Below are 21,992 nucleotides of genomic sequence, written 5' to 3' on the forward strand. Positions count from 1 at the left end.
CGAGCGTGGTATGTGAGAGAGGTAGGCGAGAGTGGCCGCGAACGTCGACACGCCCGCGCCACTGGCGCCATGAGCCGGTCTCAGCCGGCGTCGGGCGCGCCCAGCACCAGCAGTGGGTTGAAGGCCCGCCGCGCCAGCTCGCGGTCGGCGATCAGCATGTCCAGGGCCAGACTGGCGAGATCGTCGGCGAGCGGATCGGCATCGGCCTCCCACTCCTTCTGCACCACCTTGAGATAGCTCGCACAGTGATCGCAGGTCTCCGCCTGTACCGGCAGCACGCGCTGCCCGGCGTCGTCCTCGAGCCCGCAATAGTCGAGCGTCCGGCTATCGCCGCACTCGACGCAGCGCGCGCGCTCGGCGTACCACTCGGTGGCGCACAGCCCGCAGTGCAGGTAGCGCACCCGCGAGCGGGCCATGCCGATCTGGATCACGCTGGCCACCGCCGGCGCACCGCAGCAGGGGCACAGCGCACGCATGGCCTCGTCGGGGCGCCCCGGCGGCTTTGCCAGGGTGCGCGCCTGACGGGTCCAGGCGACCTGCAGCGCAGCACCCACCAGCGGCGCCAGCGCGGTCTGCTCGGGGTCGAGCGACTCACCGCCGAGCAAACGCGGCACCAGCGCCTCGCGGGCCGCGGCCGAGGCACCGCGCAGGGCCTCGAACCACTCGCGCTGCGCCGCCGGCACCTCGCCGTCGAGCTCGGCGATCAGCGCGTCGAGATCCTCGCGCCAGCTCATGTCGCGCCACAGCCCGTCGATCGCCAACGGCGGCACGCCGTGGGCGATCGCCACCTCGGCACTCGCGGTCACGCTCGCGCGGGGCTGCTGCAGCACCCGGTGCTGGGCGGCGACCACCTGCGCCATGAAGCGCAGGTAGTCGGCCATCGCCGGCACGCGTTCGGCCAGCCGCCGCAGGCGCTCGGCACGTTCGGCGAACAGCTTGCGGCCCGGCAGCACCACCATCGGCGGTGCCCCCGGCGAAGGGGGCGCCTGACCGAAAGCGTGACCGGGGTCACTGCCCGGAGGGCGTTCAGGGTTGCGGCTCACGGCGCTGCTTCTCCTCCTGTTCGCGGGCCCAGAGGCCATGGTGATGACGGGCCCAGGCGCGGGTCACCCAGCCCTGGGTCATCGAGCGGATCGAGCCCTTGACCCAGAGCGCGGCATAGACGTGGACCACGATGGTGACGATGGCAACGAACGCCGCCAGCGCGTGGACCAGACTCGCCAGCCGGATCAGCGGGATCGGGAAGTAGCCGGCGAACCACGGCCGCCACATGATCACGCCGCTGACCAACAGCGCCGCGATCGACACCACCAGCGCCCAGAACACCAGCTTCTGGCCCGGATTGTACTTGCCGATCGGCGGCAGCTTGTCGTCGCGATTGTCGAGCACGTCGCCGATCTGACGCATCCACTGCACGTCGTTCTCACCCAGCAGGTTACGGCTGACGTGGCGTACCGCCATGGCCACGAACAGCAGCACCAGCACCAGGCCGAGGAAGGGGTGCAGAATACGCGCCCACACCGGCCCGCCGAGGCTATGGCTGAGGAAGAAGAATGCCGGGTGGAAGAACGCCAGCCCCGACAGCGCCAGCAGCACGAACGCGATCACCATGGTCCAGTGATTGGCACGATCGAGCGGCGAGTAGCGTACGAGACGATCCTGGGAGCGCTTCATCGGTCACCTCCATGCGGGCGGTCGTCCGCGTCGTCGCGCCGGCGCGTGGCGTCGTAGCCGAGCGCGGTCGGGTCAGCGTCAGCGCTCTCCTCCGGCTCCTCCTTGGGCCCCTTGGTCACGTAGTGGATCACCCCGGCGAAGGCAGTGATGCCGATGATCGCCGCCATGATCGGTTTGGTCACCCCTTTCCAGGCGCCGACCAGCGGCGAGATACGTGGGTCCTTGGGCAGGCCGCTGTAGCGGTTGGGATCGTTGGCGTGATGCAGCACGTACATCACGTGGGTGCCGCCGACGCCGGCCGGGTCGTAGATGCCGGCATCGCGGAAACCCAGCGCCTTGAGATCGCCGACCCGCTTGGCGGCGCGGTCGAGCATGTCCGCCTTGGTGCCGAACTCGATGCAGTTGGTCGGGCAGGTCTTGACGCAGGCCGGCTCCATGCCGGCGTTGACCCGATCCGAGCACAGCGTGCACTTGTAGGACTTGCTGTCCTTCGGCGAGATGCGCGGAATATCGAACGGGCAGCCGGTGATGCAGTAGCCGCAGCCGATGCAGTGGTTGGAGTCGAAGTCGACGATCCCGTTGGCGTACTGCACGATCGCGCCGGGGGCCGGGCACGCCGTAAGGCAGCCCGGCTCGGCACAGTGCATGCAGCCATCCTTGCGAATCAGCCACTCGAGATTGCCATCGGCCGTCTCGTGCTCGCTGAAGCGCATCACCGTCCACGACTCGGCGGTGAGGTCGGTGGGGTTGTCGTAGGTGCCGTGGCACTCCCCCACCTCGTCACGCAGGTCGTTCCACTCCATGCACGCCACCTGGCACGCCTTGCAGCCGATGCACTTGGAGACATCGATCAGCTTGGCCACTTCCTCGACGTGGCTGCGTGCCTGCGGCGGCGGGGTCGTGGTGGCAGAGCGGGCAATGATGTTTTGCGAATTGATCATGGCGAGCTCCCTAAGCCTTCTCGACGCGAACGGTGAACGACTTGTACTCCGGCGTCTGGGTATTGGCATCACCGACGAACGGCGTCAGGGCGTTGACCAGATAGCCCTTCTTGGCCACGCCGGTGAAGCCCCAGTGCAGCGGAATGCCCACGTGGTGCACCTGACGGTCGCCGACCGTCATCGGCTTGAGCCGCTTGGTCACCACCGCCACCGCCTTGATGAAGCCGCGCTTGGAGGAGACCTTGACCCAGTCCCCCGCGGCCACGCCGATCTCCTCGGCCAGTTTCTCGCCGATCTCGACGAACTGCTGCGGCTGAACGATGGCGTTGAGCCGGGCGTGCTTGGTCCAGTAGTGGAAATGCTCGGTCAGGCGATAGGTCGTCGCCGCATGCGGGTACTCCTCCGGTGTGCCCAGAGCCGCGCGATCCTCGTCGAAGATGCGTGCCGCCGGGTTGTTGCGCACCTTGGGCTTGCCCGGATGCAGCAGGTTCTGCGGTACCGGCGACTCGAACGGCTCGTAGTGCTCGGGGAAGGGGCCATCGACCATGCTCTGCCCGGCGAACAGGTGTCCCACCCCTTCCGGCTGCATGATGAACGGCATCTGCCCTTCGGACGGCGCCGAGGTCGGCGGGAAGTCGGGCACGTCGGCACCGATCCAGCGCCCCTGCTCAGCGCTCCACCACACGAACGCCTTGTTGGCGCCCCACGGCCGCCCCTGCACGTCGGCACTGGCGCGGTTGTAGAGCACACGCCGGTTGGCCGGCCAGGCCCAGGCCCAGCCCAGGGTGTTGCCGGTACCATAGGGGTCGGCGTTGTCGCGCCGCGCCATCTGGTTGCCCGCTTCGGTCCAGCAGCCGGTGAAGATCCAGCAGCCGGCGGTGGTCTTGCCGTCGGCGGTCAGCTCACCGAAACCGGAGAGCTGCTCGCCGGCACGGCGCACCACCTGCCCCTGGGCGTCGGTCAGATCCTCCAGCGCATAGCCGTTGAACTCGCGCGCGAGTTCTTCCGACTTGGGCTCGTGGGGGATCTTGTAGTCCCAGGTCAGGTTGAGGATCGGCTCGGGGAAGACCCCGCCCTCCGTCTGGTAGAGCTGCTTCAGCCTGAGGAACAGCTCGCCCATGATGCGCGTGTCGGGGCGCGACTCGCCCGGCGGCGGCGCCGCGGCCCAGTGCCACTGCAGCCAGCGCGCGCTGTTGACGATCGAGCCGTCGTCCTCGGCGAAGCAGCAGGTCGGCAGCCGGAACACCTCGGTGTCGATCTGGCTGGGGTCGACGTCGTTGTACTCGCCGTAGGACTTCCAGAACTCGCTGGTCTCGGTGTTGAGCGGGTCCATCACCACCAGATACTTCAGCGACGACAGCGCGCGGGTGATCTTGGCCCGGTCGGGGAACGAGGCGAGCGGATTGAAACCCTGGCAGAAGTAGCCGGTCAGCTCGCCCTTGGACATGCGCTCGAAGGTATCGAGGATGTCGTAGAGCGGCCGTTCGAGCTTGGGCAACCAGTCGAAGCACCAGTCGTTGTCGGCGGTCGCGGCCTGGCCGTACCACGCCTTCATCAGGCTGACGTGGAACTTCTCGTAGTTCTTCCAGTAGGAGACCTGACCCGCCACCGTGGGCTGCTTGGTGCGCTTGTCGATATAGGCGCGGTACCCTTGCTCCTTGGCGTTGGCCAGGGTCATGTAGCCCGGAAGCAGCTGCGACAGCAGCCCCAGATCGGTCAGCCCCTGGATGTTGGAGTGCCCGCGCAGCGCGTTGACCCCGCCCCCCGGCATGCCCATGTTGCCCAGCAGCAGCTGGACCATGGCCGCGGCGCGGATGATCTGCGAGCCGATCGAGTGCTGCGTCCAGCCCAGCGCATAGAGGATGGTCATGGTCTTGTCGGGCACCGCCATCGCCGCGATCTTCTTCCAGATGCGCTGGATGTCGGCCACCGGGATGCCGCTGATGCTCGAGACCATGTCAGGGGTGTAGCGCGCATAGTGCCCGCGCAGCAGCTGGTAGACGCAGCGCGGATCGCTGAGCGAGTCATCCCGGCGCACGAAGCCGTCGGCGCCCTTCTCGTACATCCACGACTGCTTGTCGTAGCTGCGCGTGGCCTCGTCGTAGCCCGAGAACAGACCCTCCTCGAAGCCATAGCCGTCGCGCACGATCAGCGCCGCGTCGGTGTAGTTCAGCACGTACTCGCGCTGGATCTGATCGGTCTCGATCAGATAGCTGATCAGCCCGCCGAGGAAGGCGATATCGCTACCGGTGCGGATGAAGGCGCGATCCTGCGCCACCGCGCTGGTACGGGTAAAGCGCGGGTCGATCGTGATCAACTCGGCCTTGTTGTGCTCGATGGCCTCGGTGACCCAGCGGAAGCCCACGGGGTGTGCTTCGGCGGAGTTGCCGCCCATCGACAGAATCAGATTGGCATTGCGGATGTCGACCCAGTGATTGGTCATGGCACCGCGACCGAATGTTGGGGCAAGACCTGCCACCGTCGGTCCGTGTCAGACGCGTGCCTGGTTGTCGAACGCCACCATGCCCAGCGTACGCACCACCTTGTGGGTGATGTAGCCGGCTTCGTTGGAGGAGCCGGACGCCGCCAGGAAACCCGTCGTCGTCCAGTGGTTGACCGTCTGCCCCTGGGCGTTGCGCTGCACGAAGTTGGCGTCGCGATCATCCTTCATGTGCCGAGCGATGCGCCCGAGCGCCTCGTCCCAGCTGATCCGCTTCCACTCGTCGCTGCCGGCCTCGCGCACCTGCGGGTAGGCCAGACGGCCATCGCTGTGGACGAAGTCCAGCAGCCCTGCGCCCTTGGGGCACAGCGAGCCGCGGGAGACCGGGTGATCCGGGTCGCCCTCGATGTGGAAGACGTTCTGTTCGACGTTCTTCGCCCCATCGCCCTTGCTGTAGATCAGAATGCCGCAGCCCACCGAGCAGTAGGTGCAGGTGTTGCGGGTCTCCTTGGCGTGGGTCAGCTTGAACTGCCGGATCGAAGCTTCGGCGGGTTCCGGGGCGAACCCCATCACCGCCAGGCTCGACGTCGCCAGCCCCGCCCCGCCCAGTTTGAAAAACTGGCGCCGCGTGACGTTAATTGCCATGTGCCATCCTCATCGGATTGTGTCGTTACCACCGCCCTGGCGGTCCTTCCAGGGGAGCCTGCAGCGTCAGCCAGCACGCCCGGCGTTCAGGGGGTATACGGCGCTTTTGAGCAGCGCCTTAAGTCAACTTTATAGCAGGCTAGAAGCCAGGCGTCTCCCAGGTGCGACGAAAAGCCCAGACCAGACGCCGACGCCCGCGTGAGCGGGCGCCGGCGTGGCAAGCCCGTGCAGAGCAGGGGCAGAAAGGTATCGACGAAGCCTCGTCAGCCACCGCTCGGGGCAGGCTGCGCCGGCTTGGCCTTGGCCAGCAGGAACAGCACCACGGTGATCACCGCCCCCACGATGTCGCTGGCCAGCCCCGGGAAGATCAGCGCCAGCGCGCCGACTGCCGCCAGTATCCGCCAGAAGGGGTTGAGCGGCCGGCGCAGGTAGCCCTCCACCGCCACCGCCAGCAGCAGCACCCCGATCACCCCGGTGACGATCACCCACAGCGTGTTCCACAGGGTGGCGTCGATCATCAGCATGCTGTGCGCGAACACGAACATGTAGGGCACCACGAAACCGGCGATGGCGAGCTTCATCGCCTGGAAGCCGGTGGCATTGGGCGAGCCGCCGCTGATGCCGGCGCCGGCATAGGCGGCCAGCGCCACCGGCGGCGTCAGGTTGGCGAACAGACCGAAGTAGAACACGAACATGTGGGCGACGAAGATCGCGGTGTCGTTGCTCCCGGCCAGCTCGCGGAACAGCGGCAGGTTGAGCAGGATCGGCGCCGCCATGGTGCTGGTGATGATATAGGTGGGGATGCTCGGCAGCCCCATGCCGAGCACGATCGAGGCGACCATGGTCAGCACCAGGGTGACCAGCAGTTGAATCATCGGGATCGGAATCTGCTGGCCCAGCGTGACCACCGCGTCGGCGGCGTCCAGGGCGATGCCGGTCAGCGTGGCGATGCCCACGATGATCCCCACCGCACCACACGCCACGGCCACCGGAATGGCGTTGCGCACGCCATCGACCATGGCATCGCGGCAGTCGCCGACATCCATCTTCTCGGCCACCATGCCGAGCTTGGCACGCAGCGCATTGATCGCCACCGGCACCAGGATCACCAGGAACAGCGTCCAGCGGCTGGCCGGGAAGTTGGGCAGCGGGTTCCCGGCGAACAGCGCACGCAGCTGCGGCTCCAGGATCAGCAGCACCAGGATCAGGCCGAGCCCCACAGTGACCCGGCGGGTACCGCAGATCAGCACGGTGGCGGCGATCGACCAGAAGGCGGCGAAGAAAGGCGCGCGGCCGTCGAACAGCAGCCACAGCAGCACCGCCATCGGCACCAGCAGATGCCCGCGCTTGAGCATCACCGTCTTCAGCGGCGTCAGCTGGGAGCGCGGGATGCCCTCGAGACCGTTGCGCATGGCGCGCAGATGGACCTGGAACAGCACCCCGAGATAGTAGAGCAAGGCCGGAATGATGCCGGCCAGGATCACCTGGGTGTAGGGCACCGAGAGCACCTCGGCCATGATGAAGGCTGCCGCGCCCATGATCGGCGGCAGAATCTGACCGCCGACGCTGGCCGCCGCCTCCACCGCCCCGGCGAAGTTGGGCTTGTAGCCGGTCTTCTTCATCAGCGGGATGGTGAAGGCACCGGTGGTGACCACGTTGGCGATCGCCGAGCCGTTGATCGAGCCGAGAAAGCCGCTGGCGATCACCGCTACCTTGGCCGGGCCGCCGCGGGTATGCCCGGCGATCGCCAGCGCCAGATCGTTGAACAGCTGCCCCAACCCGGACTTGCCGAGAAAGGCGCCGAACAGGATGAACAGGATGATGTAGCTCGCCGAAACACCGATCGCAGTACCTAAGAGCCCCTCGGTGATGAACACCAGGTGCGAGACGATCTGGCGGCAGGTGGCGAGAATGATGTTCTCGTTGAGCGCCGGATAGAACGAGAGCTTGGCGTAGAAGCCATAGAGCAGAAACAGCGTGGCCAGAATGGTCAGTCCCCAGCCGGTAACCCGGCGAGTGGCGTCGAGCACCAGCAGGATCGCCACGAAGCCGACGATCATGTCGGTCTGATTGATACGCCCGGCAGAGGCGATCACCCGGTCCGACACCAGCAGCATGTAGACACCGATGGCGAACGCCGCCAGCGCCAGCAACGCATCGCCCCAGGGTACCCGGTCACGCGCGCCCTTGCGCGTCAGCGGGTAGAGGATGAAGGCCAGTCCCAGCAGCGTATACAGGTGGATGCTGCGCTGGGCCACGTCCACCAGCGGCCCCGAGAACGACGTATAGAGATGGAACAGCGCCAGCAGCACGCTGACCCCGGTGACGAACTGGAGCACCATTCGCGGCAGCCGGTCACGCACCAGGCTTTCACGATCGAACTTCTCCAGCGCCTCTTTGACCGAAGGGTCCTCGGGACCATCGGCGGACAGCACTACTTTTTGTTCTGACATACTCGATCCCCTAGGGCTGGTTGAGCCAGGGCAGCCACGGCCTCAGCAGCGCCGGGAGTACCTGCCACACAGGCGCTTTTACCATAGAAAAGGTCAGGATGGGGGGCGGATTGTGACGGGACAGCGGGATCACATGGCCGGCGAAGATCATCCGGTAGTGCTCCGCGACCGCCGCCTGGATCGCCAGCGGGTCGACCACCCGATCGATGCCGGTCATCACCACCCAGCCATCGGCGAGATGGGTCTCCTTGCCCGCATGGGCAGGCACGCCGGCACCAAAGGTCTTGAAGCGAGTGCCGGTGATCTCGATAGCGCCATCGGCAGTGATGCGGTACCACTCCTCCCAGTCTTCTTTCTCGACCGAGTGCATCCAGCGGATCTTGAAGGTGGTACCGGCCCAGCCCGGCAGCGCCAGACGCCACTCGGCGCCCTGCTTGACCGCCAGCCAGGGGAGCGGATACGCGACGGTGGCGATCCCGAGCAGGATCGCCACCGTCATCACTAGGCACCAGCACCAGCGCCGGCGGGTCATCCCCCGACCGCTGACGTCACGCCGCACGCGCTATCATCAGGACTGCGGTGCCTTGTCCTCGGCTTTGCCCTGGCCATCGTCGCTAGCCGAGGCTTCGCTGCCGGTGTTGTCGCTGCCCATGCCGTCGCTGGTCGACGCGTCGCTATCACTCTGCGACTTGGCGGCGTCACCGTTGTCGGCCAGGGTGGCGTAGTAGGCTTCGGCGCCCGGATGCAGCGGCACCACCAGGTTCTTGTTCATGCTGGCGGGGTCGAACTGCTTGAGCGCGCCGACGGAGACGTTGCCCGACTCGAGATAGTCGTGGAAGCGCTTGGTCAGATCCTCGGCGACATCGTTGCGCATGTCGCTGCCGACGATCATCACGTTGCGGATCGCCACGGTATCGACCGCACTGCCCAGGTCATAGCGCTCGGGAGCGCCGGCCGGAATCTCGTAGTTCTCGTAGTACGGGTACTTCTCCAGCAGCTTGCTGGCGACGTCGCCGCTCACCGGCACGAAGGTGATGTCGGTACTCTGCATCAGCCCGGTGATGCTGGAGTTGGGCACGCCGGAGGTGAAGAAGGCGGCATCGATGTTGCCGTTGCTCATGCCGGTGACGCTGTCGGCGTAACCGGTGTGGCTGACCTGGGCCAGATCGTCGTAGCTCAGACCGGCCGACTCGAGCACCTTGGACGCGCTTTGCTCGACCCCGGAGCCGACCTTGCCGACGCCGACACGCTTGCCCTTGAGATCGGCGATGCTGTGGATGCCGCTGTCCGCGGTCGCCACCACCTGCACCACGTTGGGGTACATGCCGGCCAGCGCCTTGATGTCGGCGGGGTTACCATCGAACTGGTTCTGGCCCTTGATCGCATCGTAGGCGACGTCGCTCATGACGATCGCGATCTGGTTGAGGCCGTCGGTGATGTTGTTGATGTTCTGCACCGAAGCGCCGGTGGAGACCACCTGAACGTTGTCGACCAGATCACTGGCTTCGAACACGCTCTTGAGTGCACCACCGATCGGATAGTAGCTGCCGCCGGTACCGCCGGTACCGAAGATCAGATTGACCGGCTGCGCCTGCTCCGCCGAGGCGGTGTCGCTGGAAGAGGACTGGCTGGTGCTGCCGTTCTCGCCCTGGGCGGGGGTCGACTCGCTCTGCTGCGAGGACGACGATGTCTGGCTCTCGCTGCTCGCCTTGTCGTCGGCATCATCGCCGCAGCCCGCCAGCAGCGCACCGGAAAGACCCAGTGCGGCAAACAGCATCCCTGTACGTAGCCTCATGGTATACCCCGTCTGTTGAGTGTGATCGCCTTGCATCCGCGCGTGATGCCGTCACTGGCCCACCCGCGGCGTTCATCCATGACCCGCGGGCCATGATTCATGCTTCGGACTCGGCAACCCCGGCCGTGAGCGACAGGCCCCAAGAGTAAGCAAGGCCCGCCCGCGATACCATGCCGGGCCCGGAGACTCCGACTAAAGTCTATATTCCCTACCGCTCCCCAGCCGCCAGTACCCGGCGCACCACCCGGCCGATGGTCAGCCCCTGTGAGACGATCGAGACCAGCACGATCAGGTAGGTGACGTTGAGCACCACGTCGCGCGCCTCACTGGGTGGCAGCGACAGCGCCAGTGCCACCGAGATGCCACCGCGCAGGCCGCCCCAGGCGAGCACCGGAATCGAGCCGCGCCGGAAATGGGTGTGCGCCAACGTCACCGGTACCGCCACCACCAGCCAGCGTACCGCCAGCAGCAGCAGGATCAACGGCACCGCGACCCACAGGTAGTCGACCCGGAACGGCAGCGCCAGCAGCTCGAGCCCGATGATCACGAACAGCAGCGCATTGAGAATCTCGTCGATCAGCTCCCAGAAATCGTTGAGATGCTGGCGCGTCTGCGGCGACATCGCATGGGTCCAGGCGTGGTTGCCCACCACCAGCCCGGCGACCACCATGGCGATGGGGCCGGAGACGTGCAGATGCGTGGCCAGGGTATAGCCCCCCAGCACCATCGCCAGCGACAGCAGCACCTCGACCTGATACTGGTCGACCCGCTTCATCAGCGCGTGCACGCCGTAACCGAGCAGCAGGCCGAACAGCGCGCCGCCGCCGGCCTCCTCGGCGAACAGCCAGATCGCGTGCCAGCCGAACAGCGACTCACCGCTCTCGGCCGCCGCCAGCAGCAGCGTGAACAGCACCACCGCGACGCCATCGTTGAACAGCGACTCGCCGACGATGCGCACCTCCATGTCCGCCGGCGCGCCGGCTCCGCGCATGATCCCCAGCACCGCCACCGGATCGGTGGGTGAGATCAGCGCGCCGAACACCAGGCACCAGGGCAGCGCCACCGGCGCCCCCAGGGCGGCCAGCAGCCAGTGCGAGGCAAAGCCGATCAGCAGCGTGCTGGCAAGCACCCCCAGGGTCGCCAGCACGCCGATCGAGACCCAGTAGTCGCGCAGCTTGGCGACATCGACGTGGAGCGCCCCGGCGAAGAGTAGAAACGACAGCATGCCGTTCATCAGCAGACTGTCGAAGTCGAGCGCTTCGACCCAGCCCCGTGCCAGCGATGCGGGGGCCTCCCAGCCCAGCGCTGCCAGCCCCTGCATCGCCAGCGACAGCAGTAGCGCGCTCAGCATCACGCCGATGGTGGCCGGCAGCCGGATGTAGCGTTCGTTGAACCAGGCGAGCCCGGCGGTCACGGTTAGAATGATCGCGGCGAGTTCGAGCACGAGGGTCTCCTAGTCATACGTAAATAGCCATGCGTGAATGGCCATACATGAATTGCCATGCGTGAAAAATGATAGCCGCGACGTAAACGGGCCCGCCGAAGCGGGCCCGTGGCTGCGTCACAAGAGTGAGTGTCTGACGCCCAAGGCTCAGAGCCCGGCGGCGGCGCGCAGCGCCTCGGCGCGGTCGGTCTTCTCCCACGGGAAGGCGGTGAAGGTCTCGGTCTGGCGCTCACCGTTGACGTCGGTCCAGGTATAGCTGGTCTCGAACGGCTCGCGCCCGAAGTGGCCATAGGCCGCGGTGAGGCGATACATCGGGTGCAGCAGGTCGAGCATGCGGGTGATCGCATAAGGGCGCAGATCGAAGTGCTCGCGCACCAGCTCGATGATCTTGGCCTCGGCGATCTTGCCGGTGCCGAAGGTGTTGATCGACACCGAGGTCGGCTCGGCCACGCCGATGGCGTAGGAGACCTGGATCTCGCACTTGTCGGCGAGCCCCGCGGCGACCACGTTCTTGGCCACATAGCGCCCGGCATAGGCGGCGCTGCGGTCGACCTTGGAGGGGTCCTTGCCGGAGAAGGCACCGCCACCGTGACGCGCCATGCCGCCATAGGTATCGACGATGATCTTGCGCCCGGTCAGGCCGCAGTCGCCCACCGGGCCACCGATCACGAACTTGCCGGTGGGGTTGATGTGAAAGCGGGTGCCGGCGTGGATCCAGGCTTCCGGGAGCACGTCGCGGATGATCAGCTCCTCCACCGCCTTGCGCAGCTCCTCCTGGGAGATCTCCGGGTCGTGCTGGGTCGAGAGCACCACCGCATCGACACCGTTGGGCTTGCCGTCGTCCCCATAGGTGAAGGTGATCTGGCTCTTGGCGTCCGGGCGCAGCCAGCCCAGGGTGCCGTTCTTGCGCAGCTCGGCCTGACGCTCCACCAGTCGGTGCGAATAGTGGATCGGCGCCGGCATGTAGGAGTCGGTCTCGTTGGTGGCGTAGCCGAACATCAGCCCCTGGTCGCCGGCGCCCTGGTCCTCCGGCTTGCTGCGGTCGACGCCCTGGGCGATGTCCACGCTCTGCTTGCCGATCAGGTTGATCACGCCGCAGGTCTCGCCGTCGAAGCCGACATCCGAGGAGGTGTAACCGATATCCAGAATCACCCGCCGCACCAGCTCTTCCAGGTCGACCCAGGCGGTGGTGGAGATCTCGCCGGCGACGATCGCCACGCCGGTCTTGACCAGCGTCTCACAGGCCACGCGCGCCTGCTTGTCACGGGCAATGATGGCATCGAGCACCGCGTCCGAGATCTGATCAGCGATCTTGTCGGGGTGGCCTTCGGAGACGGATTCGGAAGTAAATAGAGAGTATTCGCTCATGGCGTACAGTGATCCCTTCGTTCTCGGGTTGCGGCTCGCGGGCAAGGCCGCCTGACAACACAGCGGCGCCGTCGCTCGAATGAACGGATGGAAACGACGCACGGCATCCCCGCCCCGGCGCGCCGGGAGAGGGATCGAATGTTTGCACACAGAATAGCGACGCCCCGGGGATAAGCCAAGCGCGCGCCGCGGGGCGGTCATGACGCCGGCACTACGCCACCGCTACGCCTCCACTACGTTTCCACTACGCCGCCAGCGCTAGAGGGGTAAGACTCGATGGGTCAGGCCAGATGAGGCGGACTCGATGGGACGGATTAAATGTTCAGATCGTCCGCCGGCATCACGCGCCGCCATCACGGTCGTGGCCGGCGCCGTGCACCCGGGCCACCAGTGCGCGGATGCCACGCTCCGGGTCGTCGCGCTGCCAGGCGTTACGCCCGAAGATCACTCCGCGGGCACCACCCTCTAGCGCCTGGTCAGTGAAGCGCGCCAGCGCCGCGTCGTCGCCCATCGCCGCCCCGCCCAGGATCAGCACGGGTACCGGGCAGCTCGCCGCGAGCAGGCGCATGTCGGCGATCTCGCCGGTGAACTGCGCCTTGACCAGATCCGCCCCAAGCTCGGCGGCGATCCGCGCCACCCGCGCGATCCGCTGGGGGTCGAGACGGCCACCCTCGCGCTCGCCCCACACCACCGCCTCGACGATCAGCGGCAGCCCAAGCGCCTCGCAGCGGCGCGCGGTCTGCGCCACCCGGGCCAGATTGTCGGCCTCCCGCGCCGGATCGGCGTAGCCCGAGATCAGGCACATCACCACCGCATCGGCGCCCAGCGCCTGTGCCTCCTCGGGGGTCGCGAGCAGGCGCTGGTGCTCCTCGCCGGCGAGGGTGAAGTCGCCCACGCAGGGGTAGTCGATGCGCACCACCGCCGCCGGCGCCTCGCGGCAGGCGAACAGCGCCGCATTCTGCTTGAGCAGGCCCGGCGACAGCAGTACCGCATCGGGGCCGGCCGCCGTAATCGCCGCACATACGGCGTACGCATCCTGGGCGTGATCCACCGGCCCCGCCAGCAGGGTGCGATCGAAGGCGACCATGCAGCTGCGCCCGCTGGCGCGGCGGAACAGACGGCCACAGCGGAGCTGGGCCGCGCTCGACGTTGCGTTCATCGCGCTTCTCCTCTTTCAGACTCCGCTCCCGTTTCCACCTCCGACCCCGCCTGCGATACGCAAGCCGCAGACTCGGCGGCATCAGGCGAACCCAGACTCACGCCGTGGTGCTCCCAAGCGATGGCGTGGACCCGAGCGATCTCGGCCTCCCGCGCTGCCGCTGACCAGCCCAGCGCCGCGCCGCAGCGTGTCGCCACCTCCGCCACCACCGCGGCCGTCAACCGCGCCGACAGCGCGATGGGCAGGCGCCGGAACAGCACGTCGCCGAGCCGTTCGACACGCTCGAAGCGGCATACGAAGTCGATCTCTCCCGCCCGATAGTCGGGCAGCGAGGCCAGCGGCTGCTGACCCTCGGCGATGGCCTCGCAGTGCGCCGCCACCGCTTCGCCACGGCTGCCGTAGCGCTCGAGCAACGTGATCGCGCGGCGCCGGTCGCCGCCGCAGGCCGCCGCCACCCGGCCCAGCCACAGATCGCGGGCGGCCTCGTCCTGGGGATAGCCGTGGCCACCACCGATCGCCAGCTGCTCGGTGCTCAGGTCGCGCCGGCGTCCCAGCCGTGCCAGCACGTCGTCGGCCACCTCGGCGGCAAAGCCGCGGAAGGTGGTCCACTTGCCGCCCACCAGCGAGAGTAGCGGCACCTCGCCGAGGCGATCCTCGCGCACGGCGTGATCGCGGCTGATCTGGCCGGGGTCGTCGGCATCGCTGCGCGGCAGCGGGCGGACACCGCTGTAGCGGTAGCGCACCCGCTCGGGGCCGATATCCAGATCCGGAAACAGATAGCGCACCGCCTCCAGCATGTAGTCGCGCTCGTCGTCGTCGCACACCGCGTGGTCGGGGTCGTCGCAGCGGATATCGGTCGCTCCCACCAGCACGTGCTGCATGAACGGATAGATCAGGCAGATCCGCCCGTCGGGGGTGCCGAAGTAGATCATGCGGCCATCGAGCTGGCGCCGGATCTCGGGCACATCGACGATCAGATGGCCGCCCTTGGTGCCACCGATATAGGCCGTCTCGCGCCCCAGCAGCCGGTTGATCTCATCGATCCAGGCGCCGCCGGCGTTGATCACGATGCGCGGGCGCACCTCGAAGGCCTCACCCGCAGCATCGCTGAAGCGCAGGGTGGCACTCTCGGTACCGCCCTGCCCCACCTTCCCTGCCTGCTGGCCGGCCACGGGCTCGACGTTCTCGGAACTCAGGTTCACGGAGTCCAGGGTCGCGGAGTCCAGGGTCACGGAGTCCAGGGTCGTGTAGTTGAGCGCCAGCGCCCCGCGGTGGGCGCGGCAGCCGTCGTCGATCAGCTCGAAGCCGAGCCGCTCGGCCTGGGTGATCGCCGCGTCGTAATAGGTGTGCAGCGCCTTGACGTCGTTACGCACGTCCGGCAACGACTCGCGCACCCGCCGCCCGAAGAGCACCGAGTGGCGCGGCATGCTGCGAAAGTGCCGGCCGAAGAAATCATAGAGGGTGAGCCCCACCTCGCTGATCAGCACGCCGCGGTCGTCGATCTTGGCCGGACGCCGCAGGAAGCGCTTGAGCGACGGCCAGATGCCGCCGAACCAGCTGTGGGTCGGCATCGCCGTGCGCAGCGGGTGGACCACATGCGGGGCGTTGCGCAGCAGCAGGTTGCGCTCGCGGGTCGACTGCGCCACCAGCCGGAACTCACCGGTCTCCAGATACTTGAGCCCGCCGTGGATCAGCCGCGACGGCGCGGCGCTGGCACCGGCACAGAAGTCCTGCTTGTCGACGATCAGCACATCGACGCCCTGCAACGCCAGGTCGCGGAACAGCCCGGCACCGTTGATGCCGGCGCCGATGATCAGCACCTCGACGTTGGGGTCGTTCGCCAGGCGCTCCCGTGTGGCCTGGCGCGTATCAGCGTGATGGGATGTCATGGGTGCTCTCCCGGGGTGGGCGCAGAGGTAGCGGAAAGGGGGGCCGCGCCGTCCGGCGCGTCGGCACGCGTCGCGGCCTGGCTATCGAGCATGCCCCACAGCGGGCGCAGACACTCGACCAGACGCTGATAGCGCTCGAAACGCACCTGGCATGCCTGCTGGCGCTGCGGGTCGGGACGATAGCACTGCTGCGGCTCGCACAGCGCCGCCGCCGCGGCGATCGAGGGGAATACCCCGGCGCCGACACCGGCACAGATTGCCGCGCCCCAGGCGGCGGCCTCCTGGGTCCGCGCGGTCTCGATCTCGCGACCCAGGATGTCCGCGAACAGCTGCGCCAGACGCGGCGAATGGCTGCCGCCGCCGGTGATCCGCGTGCGTCGGATGGCAAAGCGCGAGGCCAGCGCATCCACGTGGACGCGATGGTTGCAGACCACGCCTTCGAGGATCGCGCGCAGCACATGGCCGCGCTGGTGCCAGCCCTGCAGCCCGAACAGCCCGGCGCTGGCCGGCTCCGCATACGGGGAGCCGTACAGGAAAGGGTGATAGACCAGCCGCGAGTCGCTGGCGAAGGCCTCTTCCAGGGCCTCCTCCATATCGGCCAGGAAGGCCGCGGTGCCGCCATCGCCGGGGCGCCCCCACTGGCGATGGAACCACTCGAGATTGCTCGACGACGCCGGCGAGATCGCCATGTTGAGCCACTGCCCCGGCCGCAGACCGTTGCGCGTGGCCCAGCGCGCATCGGGGCGCGGCACGTCGGAGAACACCTCGTTGATACTGAAGGTGCCGGCGGCGATGGTCAGGCTGTCGCTGTCGACGTTGCCCAGCCCCAGCGCGCTGGCGGTGACATCGTGCAGCCCGGCGGCCACCGGGGTGCCGGCGATAAGCCCGGTCTCGCGTGCCGCCGCCGCAGTGACCCGGCCGACGATCTCCTCCGGCATGCGAATCGGCGGCAGCGCCTCGGTGACCGGCTCGATGCCGAGCAGCGAAAGCCCCTCGCGGCTATAGCGCTGGGTGTGCACGTCGGTATAGCCGCTGCTCGCCTCGGTGAAATCGGTGGCGATCTCGCCGCACAGCTTGAACCGCAGCCAGTCCTTGCAGGTCAGCACGTGGCCGAGGGCGGCGAAACGCTCGGGCTGCTCGGCGCGCATCCACGCCAGCAGCGCCACCGGCGAGAACGCGAACGGCACCTGGCCGAGACGCGCCAGCGCCTGCTCGTGCACGCCTGCGTGGCACCAGCGCTCGACCACCCCGGCGGCGCGACTGTCGAGCGAGGTGATGCCCTTGCCCAGCGCCTCGCCGTGGCGGTCGACGGGGTAGAGCCCATCGCCGTGGGCGGTCACGCCGACAGCGAGAATCTCGCTGGCGCTCACCCCGGCCTGCGCCAGCGCGTCACGAATGGCCCCGGCCGCGCCGGCCCAGACCATCTCCATGTCGCGCTCGACCCAGTGCGCCTGGGGATGTTCCAGCGGTGAGGATTGCCGCCCCACGCCCACCACATCACCGGCAAGATCGAAGATCACCGCCTTGGTCGCGCTCGACCCGCCGTCGAGTCCCATCAGATAGCGTTGCGCCACGTCTGCCTCCTGCCCCGTAGAGACGCGTTGAGCACCGGCCGACGATCGACCGACTTCGGCATTTCTAACATCGAACTGTGAAGATAACGCCTTAGACAATGGTGTTAACGCCCGGAGGAAATAAAAATAATTTATTATTTTTCAAATACTTGAAAAAACACCCACTCCCCCTCTTCGAGTCTAGACCAAAGTCATGGCATCCAAAATCACGCCAAAATGTTATGAATGGACGTAGATTTTCAGGGTCGACTTCAAGGATCGACTTCAAGGAACGACCTCCAGGGTCCCTGCCCGTTCACTCATTCGGGAGAGCCGCATGCCAAGCCCCGCCTCCAGTACTGACGCCCGTCGCGCCGCCCCGCTGCCCGATACCATGCACGCCGTGGTCTGCCACGGCCCGGGGGACTACCGACTCGAGCAGGTGGCCACGCCGCGCCCGGGGCCACGGGAGCTGATCCTCAAGATTCATGCCTGCGGCATCTGCGGCAGCGATCTCAAGTGCCGCGACGGCGCCGCCATGTACTGGGGCGACGGCGAGCGTTTCGACGCTTTCGTCAAGCCGCCGATGATCGTCGGCCACGAATTCGCCGGCGAGATCGTGGCCCTCGGCGAGGGCGCCGCCGAACACTTCGGCGGCGTCACCCTGGGCCAGCGCGTGGTACCGGAGCAGATCATCCCCTGCCGCCAGTGCTTCTACTGCCAGCGCGGCCACTACTGGATGTGCGAGGTGCACCATATCTTCGGCTTTCAGGGCGGCGTCGCCGACGGCGGCATGGCCGAGTACCTGCGCGTACCCGAGCATGCCGTATTGCACCCGGTCGACCCGCGGCTGTCGGTGGAGGATGCCGCCTTTCTGGAACCCCTTGCCTGCGGCATCCATGCGGTGAACCGCGCCGAAATCCAGTTCGACGATACCGTGGTGATCGCCGGCGGCGGCCCGATCGGCCTGGCCATGGTCCAGCTCGCCCGGCTCAAGACGCCCAAGCGGCTGATCCTGGTCGACACCCACGACGACCGCCTCGAGCTGGCTCGGGAGTACGGCGCCGAACATCTCTTCAACCCGCATCGCGATGACATCGCCGGCGAGGTGCGTGCCCTCACCAACGGCTACGGCTGCGACGTCTATATCGACGCCACCGGCTCGCCCAGCGGCGTGATCCAGGGGCTGGAGGCGCTGCGCAAGCTGGGCCGCTTCGTCGAGTTCAGCGTGTTCAAGGAGCCGACCCAGGTCGACTGGTCGACCATCGGCGACCGCAAGGAGCTCGACATTCGCGGCTCGCACCTCTCGCCCCACACCTATCCGGTGGCGATCGACCTGCTCGCCCGCGGTCTGGTGACCACCCGCGGCATCGTCACCCATCGCGTGCCGCTCAGTGATTTCGAGCGCGGCTTCGAGATCGCCGCCCGGCGCGATTCGATCAAGGTGGTGCTGACCCAGGATGCCTGACACCCCCAAACGCCAACGGGACGCCACCGCGCGCCGCCAGGCACTGCTCGACTATGTGATCCAGACCGGCGCCGCACAGGTCGACGAGCTGGCCACCCGCTTCGGCGTCAGCCGCATGACGGTGCACCGCGATCTCGATGCCCTCGCTGCCCAGGGCATGGTCAACAAGCAGCACGGCGGCGTCACTACCCGCGCCTCCAGCGTGTTCGAGAGCAACTTCGCCCTGCGCACCCAGCTCGCCGCCGGCGAGAAGCGCGCCCTGGCCCGCGCCGCGCTGCAGGAGATCGCCGCCGGTGAGGCGCTGATCCTCGACGACTCCACCACCTGCGCCGCGCTCGCCACGCTGCTGCCGGAGCGCGCGCCGCTGACCGTGATCACCAACGGTCTGTCGAGCATCGAGCAGCTCAAGGCGACCAGTGACATCCGCCTGATCACCCTGGGCGGCGACTACCAGCCGCGCTTCAATGCCACCTTCGGCCTGCTCTGCGAGCAGACCCTGGCCAGCCTGCGCGCCAATGTGGCGGTACTCTCGGCGTCGGCGATCCTCGGCACCACCGCCTACGTGCAGGACCCGGCGGTGACCCAGGTCAAGCGCGCCCAGATGGCCGCCGCCGAGCGCCGCATCCTGCTGGTGCACAGCGCCAAGTTCGGCCACAGCGCGCTGCACCGGCTGGCCGATCTCAGCGAATTCGACCTGGTGCTGATCGACGCAGGTCTGGCAGCGCCACAGCGCGAGGCGCTGGACGAAGCGGGCATCCGCTATCGCTTGGTTCGACGCTAGCCCTCCCCCCAGCCTATCGAGTCGCAATCAGACATCCTTTCCCTAGTCAGCCTTTCACGCACCAACGCCAACGAACTCGCCGCGGGGGGATACCCGCGGCGAGAAGAGGTCACGACCGGCGGCCGGGCCGCCGGATAGTTACTGCTTGATGGTTACTGCTTGATAGTTACTGCTTGATAGTTACTGCTTGAGCACGAAGGGCGAGACGTACTTGTCGACGTTGTCCGGGGTGATCAGGATGCAGTCGAACAGGTGCTTTTCCCCTTTCAGGCCAGTGCTGCCGGTCTGGATGTACTTGTCGGCCATCTGCACCGCGGCCCGGGAGAAGATCGCCACCGGCTGCAGCACGGTATAGGCCAGCTCGCCGGACTTGATCGCATCCACCGCATCGGGGGAGCCGTCGAAACCGCCGACCACGACGTCCTTCAGCTTGCCCGCCTCCTTGAGTGCGGCGATCGCGCCGAGGGCCATCTCGTCGTTGCCGCTGATCACACCCTGAATGTCGGGGTGCGCCTGCAGCAGGCTCTGCATCTTGTTGTAGCCCTGGGTGCGATCCCAGTTGGCGACGTCTTCACCCACCTTCTGCAGGTCCGGATACTGGCTCAGCACGGTGCGGTAGCCGTTGGAGCGAGTCGCGGCGTTGTTGTCCGAGGGGGCACCCTTGAGCTCGACGTACTTGGCCGAATCGCCCACCGCCTGAACCCACTGCTGGGCGCCCACTGCCGCACCCTGGGCGTTGTTGGAGACCAGCTGCGCCTTGGCCAGACCCTGCTGGTTGATCTCGGCGTTGACCAGGAATACCGGGATGCCGGCGTCGACCGCCTTGCGCACCGCGCCCACCGAGCCATCGGCATTGGCCGGGTCGAGAATGATCGCCTTGGCCTTGTTGGTGATCGCGGTATCGATCTGGCGGCTCTCGGTGTTGGTATCGCCCTTGTGGGCACTGACGTTGGCCGAGTAGCCGAGCTCCTCGGCGGTCTGCTGAGCGATCTTGCCCTCGGTCAGCCAATAGGGGTTGGAGGGGTCGTTGACGATGATCGAGATCAGCCCCTTGTCCTGCGCCAGTGCGCTACCGGCGAGCAGCGGCGCACTCAGGGCGAGGGCTGCGATCAGCAGGCGTTTTCCTGTCTTGAGCATGATGGTCACCCTTCTTTTGCGGTTGTCTGTCGTTGTACGAGTCGTTGTCTGAGTCAGTGGCGTCGAGGGGTGCGGCCTGGCACCACCTCAATGCTGGGTTGCCGGCTTGGCGGCTGGGCTTTTCCCGTCGCCCGGGGCCTGCCCCGAAGACGCAGCGGGAGAAGAGGGCGTCGCGGACGTCTGCGCGGCTGTCTTGCGCCGTCCGCCGTACTGAATGCTGTTGAGCAGCACCGCCAGCACGATCACCGCGCCGGTGAACACGGTCTGCCAGTAGGAGGAGACCCCGATGATGACCAGGCCGTCGGACAGAAAGCCGATGACGAAGGCCCCCAGCAGCGTGCCGCGCACGCCGCCGCGACCGCCGGTCAGCGCCGCACCGCCGATCACCACCCCGGCGATCGCGGTCAGCTCGTAGGTGGTGCCCGCGGTGGGGCCAGCGGAGGTGAGCTGCGATGACAGCACCAGCCCGGCGATCGCCGCACAGATACCCGAGAGCACATAGACCGAGACCTGGACGCGCTTGACCGGCACCCCGGAGAGCTCCGCGGCGCGGGCGTTGCCGCCGGTGGAGTAGACCCAGCGTCCGAACGGCGTGCGCGCCAGCGCCAGCAGGGTGACCACCGCCACGATCGCCAGCACCCAGACCCCCACCGGCACGCCGAACAGGCGATTGAAACCGAGCCAGTCGAAGCCGGTGTTGCCGAGTGCCGGATCGCCGCCGAGGTTGTTGTAGGTCAGGCCGTCGGTCATCAGCAGGGCGACCCCGCGGGCGACGTAGAGCAGACCCAGGGTGGCGACGAACGCCGGCACCTTGAAGTAGGCGATCAGCACGCCGTTGATGGCGCCGATGAAGGCCCCTACCGCGCAGGTCAGAATCACCACCACCCACACCGGCGGATACAGCGTGACGCCGAACGCATCCAGCGTCACACCCTGCATCAGAAAGCCCGCGACCACGCCGCACAGGCCCAGGGTCGACCCCACCGAGAGGTCGATACCGCCGGTCAGGATCACCAGCAGCATGCCGATGGAGAGCAGCCCGAAGATCGCCACGTGGGACGACATGGTCAGGAAATTGCCGGTCGAGAAGTAGACCGGCGACAGCAGCGAGAAGATCACGATGATCGCGATCAGGGCGAAGAAGGCGCGCCCTTCGAGCAGCATGCGCCCCAGATCGAAGCCTCCGCCCTGACGCCGCGCTGTGTGACTGTGATTGGACATAAACGACTCCTTCATGAAATCCAC

The 21,992-nt window shown here is 67.2% G+C and carries 16 protein-coding genes; 2 read left to right on the forward strand and 14 right to left on the reverse strand.

What is annotated here, in order from left to right; translation table 11 throughout:
* Positions 1-80: 80 nt before the first annotated feature.
* The 12 genes from fdhE to J0A90_RS15500 form a co-directional block, all read right to left on the reverse strand.
* On the reverse strand, positions 81-1,043 hold the full coding sequence (fdhE, locus tag J0A90_RS15445; RefSeq protein ID WP_207034063.1) for a formate dehydrogenase accessory protein FdhE: 963 nt from the start codon (positions 1,041-1,043) through the stop codon (positions 81-83).
* A complete protein-coding gene (locus J0A90_RS15450) occupies positions 1,027-1,674 on the reverse strand; it encodes a formate dehydrogenase subunit gamma (protein ID WP_207034066.1) in 648 nt (215 codons plus the stop codon). The genes fdhE and J0A90_RS15450 overlap by 17 nt, the downstream gene beginning before the upstream one ends.
* The gene (gene fdxH, locus J0A90_RS15455) at positions 1,671-2,615 is read right to left on the reverse strand and encodes a formate dehydrogenase subunit beta (RefSeq protein ID WP_035472251.1); all 945 of its coding nucleotides are present in this window, start codon (positions 2,613-2,615) and stop codon (positions 1,671-1,673) included. Before fdxH ends, J0A90_RS15450 begins: the two co-directional genes overlap by 4 nt.
* 10 nt (positions 2,616-2,625) lie before the next feature.
* Positions 2,626-5,700 carry a formate dehydrogenase-N subunit alpha gene (fdnG, locus tag J0A90_RS15460; RefSeq protein ID WP_255702214.1) on the reverse strand — a complete coding sequence of 1,025 codons (3,075 nt, stop codon included), beginning with the start codon at positions 5,698-5,700 and terminating at the stop codon, positions 2,626-2,628.
* A 263-nt stretch (positions 5,701-5,963) separates the two neighbouring features.
* The gene (locus tag J0A90_RS15465; protein ID WP_207034073.1) at positions 5,964-8,153 is read right to left on the reverse strand and encodes a TRAP transporter permease; all 2,190 of its coding nucleotides are present in this window, start codon (positions 8,151-8,153) and stop codon (positions 5,964-5,966) included.
* 10 nt (positions 8,154-8,163) lie between these two features.
* Positions 8,164-8,712: a DUF1850 domain-containing protein gene (locus J0A90_RS15470; protein ID WP_233076846.1), complete on the reverse strand. Its 549-nt coding sequence runs from the start codon at positions 8,710-8,712 to the stop codon at positions 8,164-8,166.
* A 9-nt stretch (positions 8,713-8,721) separates the two neighbouring features.
* Entirely contained in the window at positions 8,722-9,948 is a 1,227-nt protein-coding gene (locus J0A90_RS15475) for a TAXI family TRAP transporter solute-binding subunit (RefSeq protein ID WP_207034076.1), read from the reverse strand.
* 208 nt (positions 9,949-10,156) lie between these two features.
* The gene (locus J0A90_RS15480; RefSeq protein ID WP_207034078.1) at positions 10,157-11,392 is read right to left on the reverse strand and encodes a sodium:proton antiporter; all 1,236 of its coding nucleotides are present in this window, start codon (positions 11,390-11,392) and stop codon (positions 10,157-10,159) included.
* 147 nt (positions 11,393-11,539) lie between these two features.
* Positions 11,540-12,760: a methionine adenosyltransferase gene (metK, locus tag J0A90_RS15485; RefSeq protein WP_035472237.1), complete on the reverse strand. Its 1,221-nt coding sequence runs from the start codon at positions 12,758-12,760 to the stop codon at positions 11,540-11,542.
* Positions 12,761-13,100: 340 nt separating this feature from the next.
* Complete coding sequence (locus J0A90_RS15490; protein WP_207034079.1) at positions 13,101-13,919, reverse strand: class I fructose-bisphosphate aldolase; 819 nt, start codon at positions 13,917-13,919, stop codon at positions 13,101-13,103.
* Entirely contained in the window at positions 13,916-15,808 is a 1,893-nt protein-coding gene (locus J0A90_RS15495; RefSeq protein WP_207034082.1) for a glycerol-3-phosphate dehydrogenase/oxidase, read from the reverse strand. Before J0A90_RS15495 ends, J0A90_RS15490 begins: the two co-directional genes overlap by 4 nt.
* The gene (locus J0A90_RS15500) at positions 15,805-17,382 is read right to left on the reverse strand and encodes an FGGY-family carbohydrate kinase (RefSeq protein ID WP_207034085.1); all 1,578 of its coding nucleotides are present in this window, start codon (positions 17,380-17,382) and stop codon (positions 15,805-15,807) included. The genes J0A90_RS15495 and J0A90_RS15500 overlap by 4 nt, the downstream gene beginning before the upstream one ends.
* 316 nt (positions 17,383-17,698) lie before the next feature.
* Between J0A90_RS15500 and J0A90_RS15505 the strand changes: the two genes are divergently transcribed.
* Both J0A90_RS15505 and J0A90_RS15510 read left to right on the forward strand, forming a co-directional pair.
* Complete coding sequence (locus J0A90_RS15505) at positions 17,699-18,829, forward strand: alcohol dehydrogenase catalytic domain-containing protein (protein WP_207034089.1); 1,131 nt, start codon at positions 17,699-17,701, stop codon at positions 18,827-18,829.
* Positions 18,822-19,610, forward strand: coding sequence for a DeoR/GlpR family DNA-binding transcription regulator (locus J0A90_RS15510; protein WP_207034092.1), 789 nt, complete (start codon positions 18,822-18,824; stop codon positions 19,608-19,610). The genes J0A90_RS15505 and J0A90_RS15510 overlap by 8 nt, the downstream gene beginning before the upstream one ends.
* A 180-nt stretch (positions 19,611-19,790) precedes the next feature.
* Here J0A90_RS15510 and J0A90_RS15515 read toward each other — a convergent pair whose 3' ends face one another.
* Both J0A90_RS15515 and J0A90_RS15520 read right to left on the reverse strand, forming a co-directional pair.
* A complete protein-coding gene (locus J0A90_RS15515) occupies positions 19,791-20,747 on the reverse strand; it encodes a D-ribose ABC transporter substrate-binding protein (RefSeq protein WP_207034095.1) in 957 nt (318 codons plus the stop codon).
* 87 nt (positions 20,748-20,834) lie between these two features.
* A complete protein-coding gene (locus J0A90_RS15520; RefSeq protein ID WP_035472231.1) occupies positions 20,835-21,968 on the reverse strand; it encodes an ABC transporter permease in 1,134 nt (377 codons plus the stop codon).
* Positions 21,969-21,992 lie beyond the last annotated feature (24 nt).

Origin of the sequence: Salinicola sp. DM10 (assembly GCF_017306975.2) — a bacterium.
In the GTDB taxonomy this organism is placed as follows: Bacteria; Pseudomonadota; Gammaproteobacteria; order Pseudomonadales; family Halomonadaceae; genus Salinicola.

Excerpts from the sequence above, each read along its gene's own strand:
- J0A90_RS15450 (WP_207034066.1), bottom strand. The coding sequence starts at position 1,674 with ATGAAGCGCTCCCAGGATCGTCTCGTACGCTACTCGCCGCTCGATCGT.
- fdxH (WP_035472251.1), bottom strand. The coding sequence starts at position 2,615 with ATGATCAATTCGCAAAACATCATTGCCCGCTCTGCCACCACGACCCCG.
- J0A90_RS15465 (WP_207034073.1), bottom strand. The coding sequence starts at position 8,153 with ATGTCAGAACAAAAAGTAGTGCTGTCCGCCGATGGTCCCGAGGACCCT.
- J0A90_RS15475 (WP_207034076.1), bottom strand. The coding sequence starts at position 9,948 with ATGAGGCTACGTACAGGGATGCTGTTTGCCGCACTGGGTCTTTCCGGT.
- metK (WP_035472237.1), bottom strand. The coding sequence starts at position 12,760 with ATGAGCGAATACTCTCTATTTACTTCCGAATCCGTCTCCGAAGGCCAC.
- J0A90_RS15490 (WP_207034079.1), bottom strand. The coding sequence starts at position 13,919 with ATGAACGCAACGTCGAGCGCGGCCCAGCTCCGCTGTGGCCGTCTGTTC.
- J0A90_RS15495 (WP_207034082.1), bottom strand. The coding sequence starts at position 15,808 with ATGACATCCCATCACGCTGATACGCGCCAGGCCACACGGGAGCGCCTG.
- J0A90_RS15505 (WP_207034089.1), top strand. The coding sequence starts at position 17,699 with ATGCCAAGCCCCGCCTCCAGTACTGACGCCCGTCGCGCCGCCCCGCTG.
- J0A90_RS15510 (WP_207034092.1), top strand. The coding sequence starts at position 18,822 with ATGCCTGACACCCCCAAACGCCAACGGGACGCCACCGCGCGCCGCCAG.
- J0A90_RS15515 (WP_207034095.1), bottom strand. The coding sequence starts at position 20,747 with ATGCTCAAGACAGGAAAACGCCTGCTGATCGCAGCCCTCGCCCTGAGT.
- J0A90_RS15520 (WP_035472231.1), bottom strand. The coding sequence starts at position 21,968 with ATGTCCAATCACAGTCACACAGCGCGGCGTCAGGGCGGAGGCTTCGAT.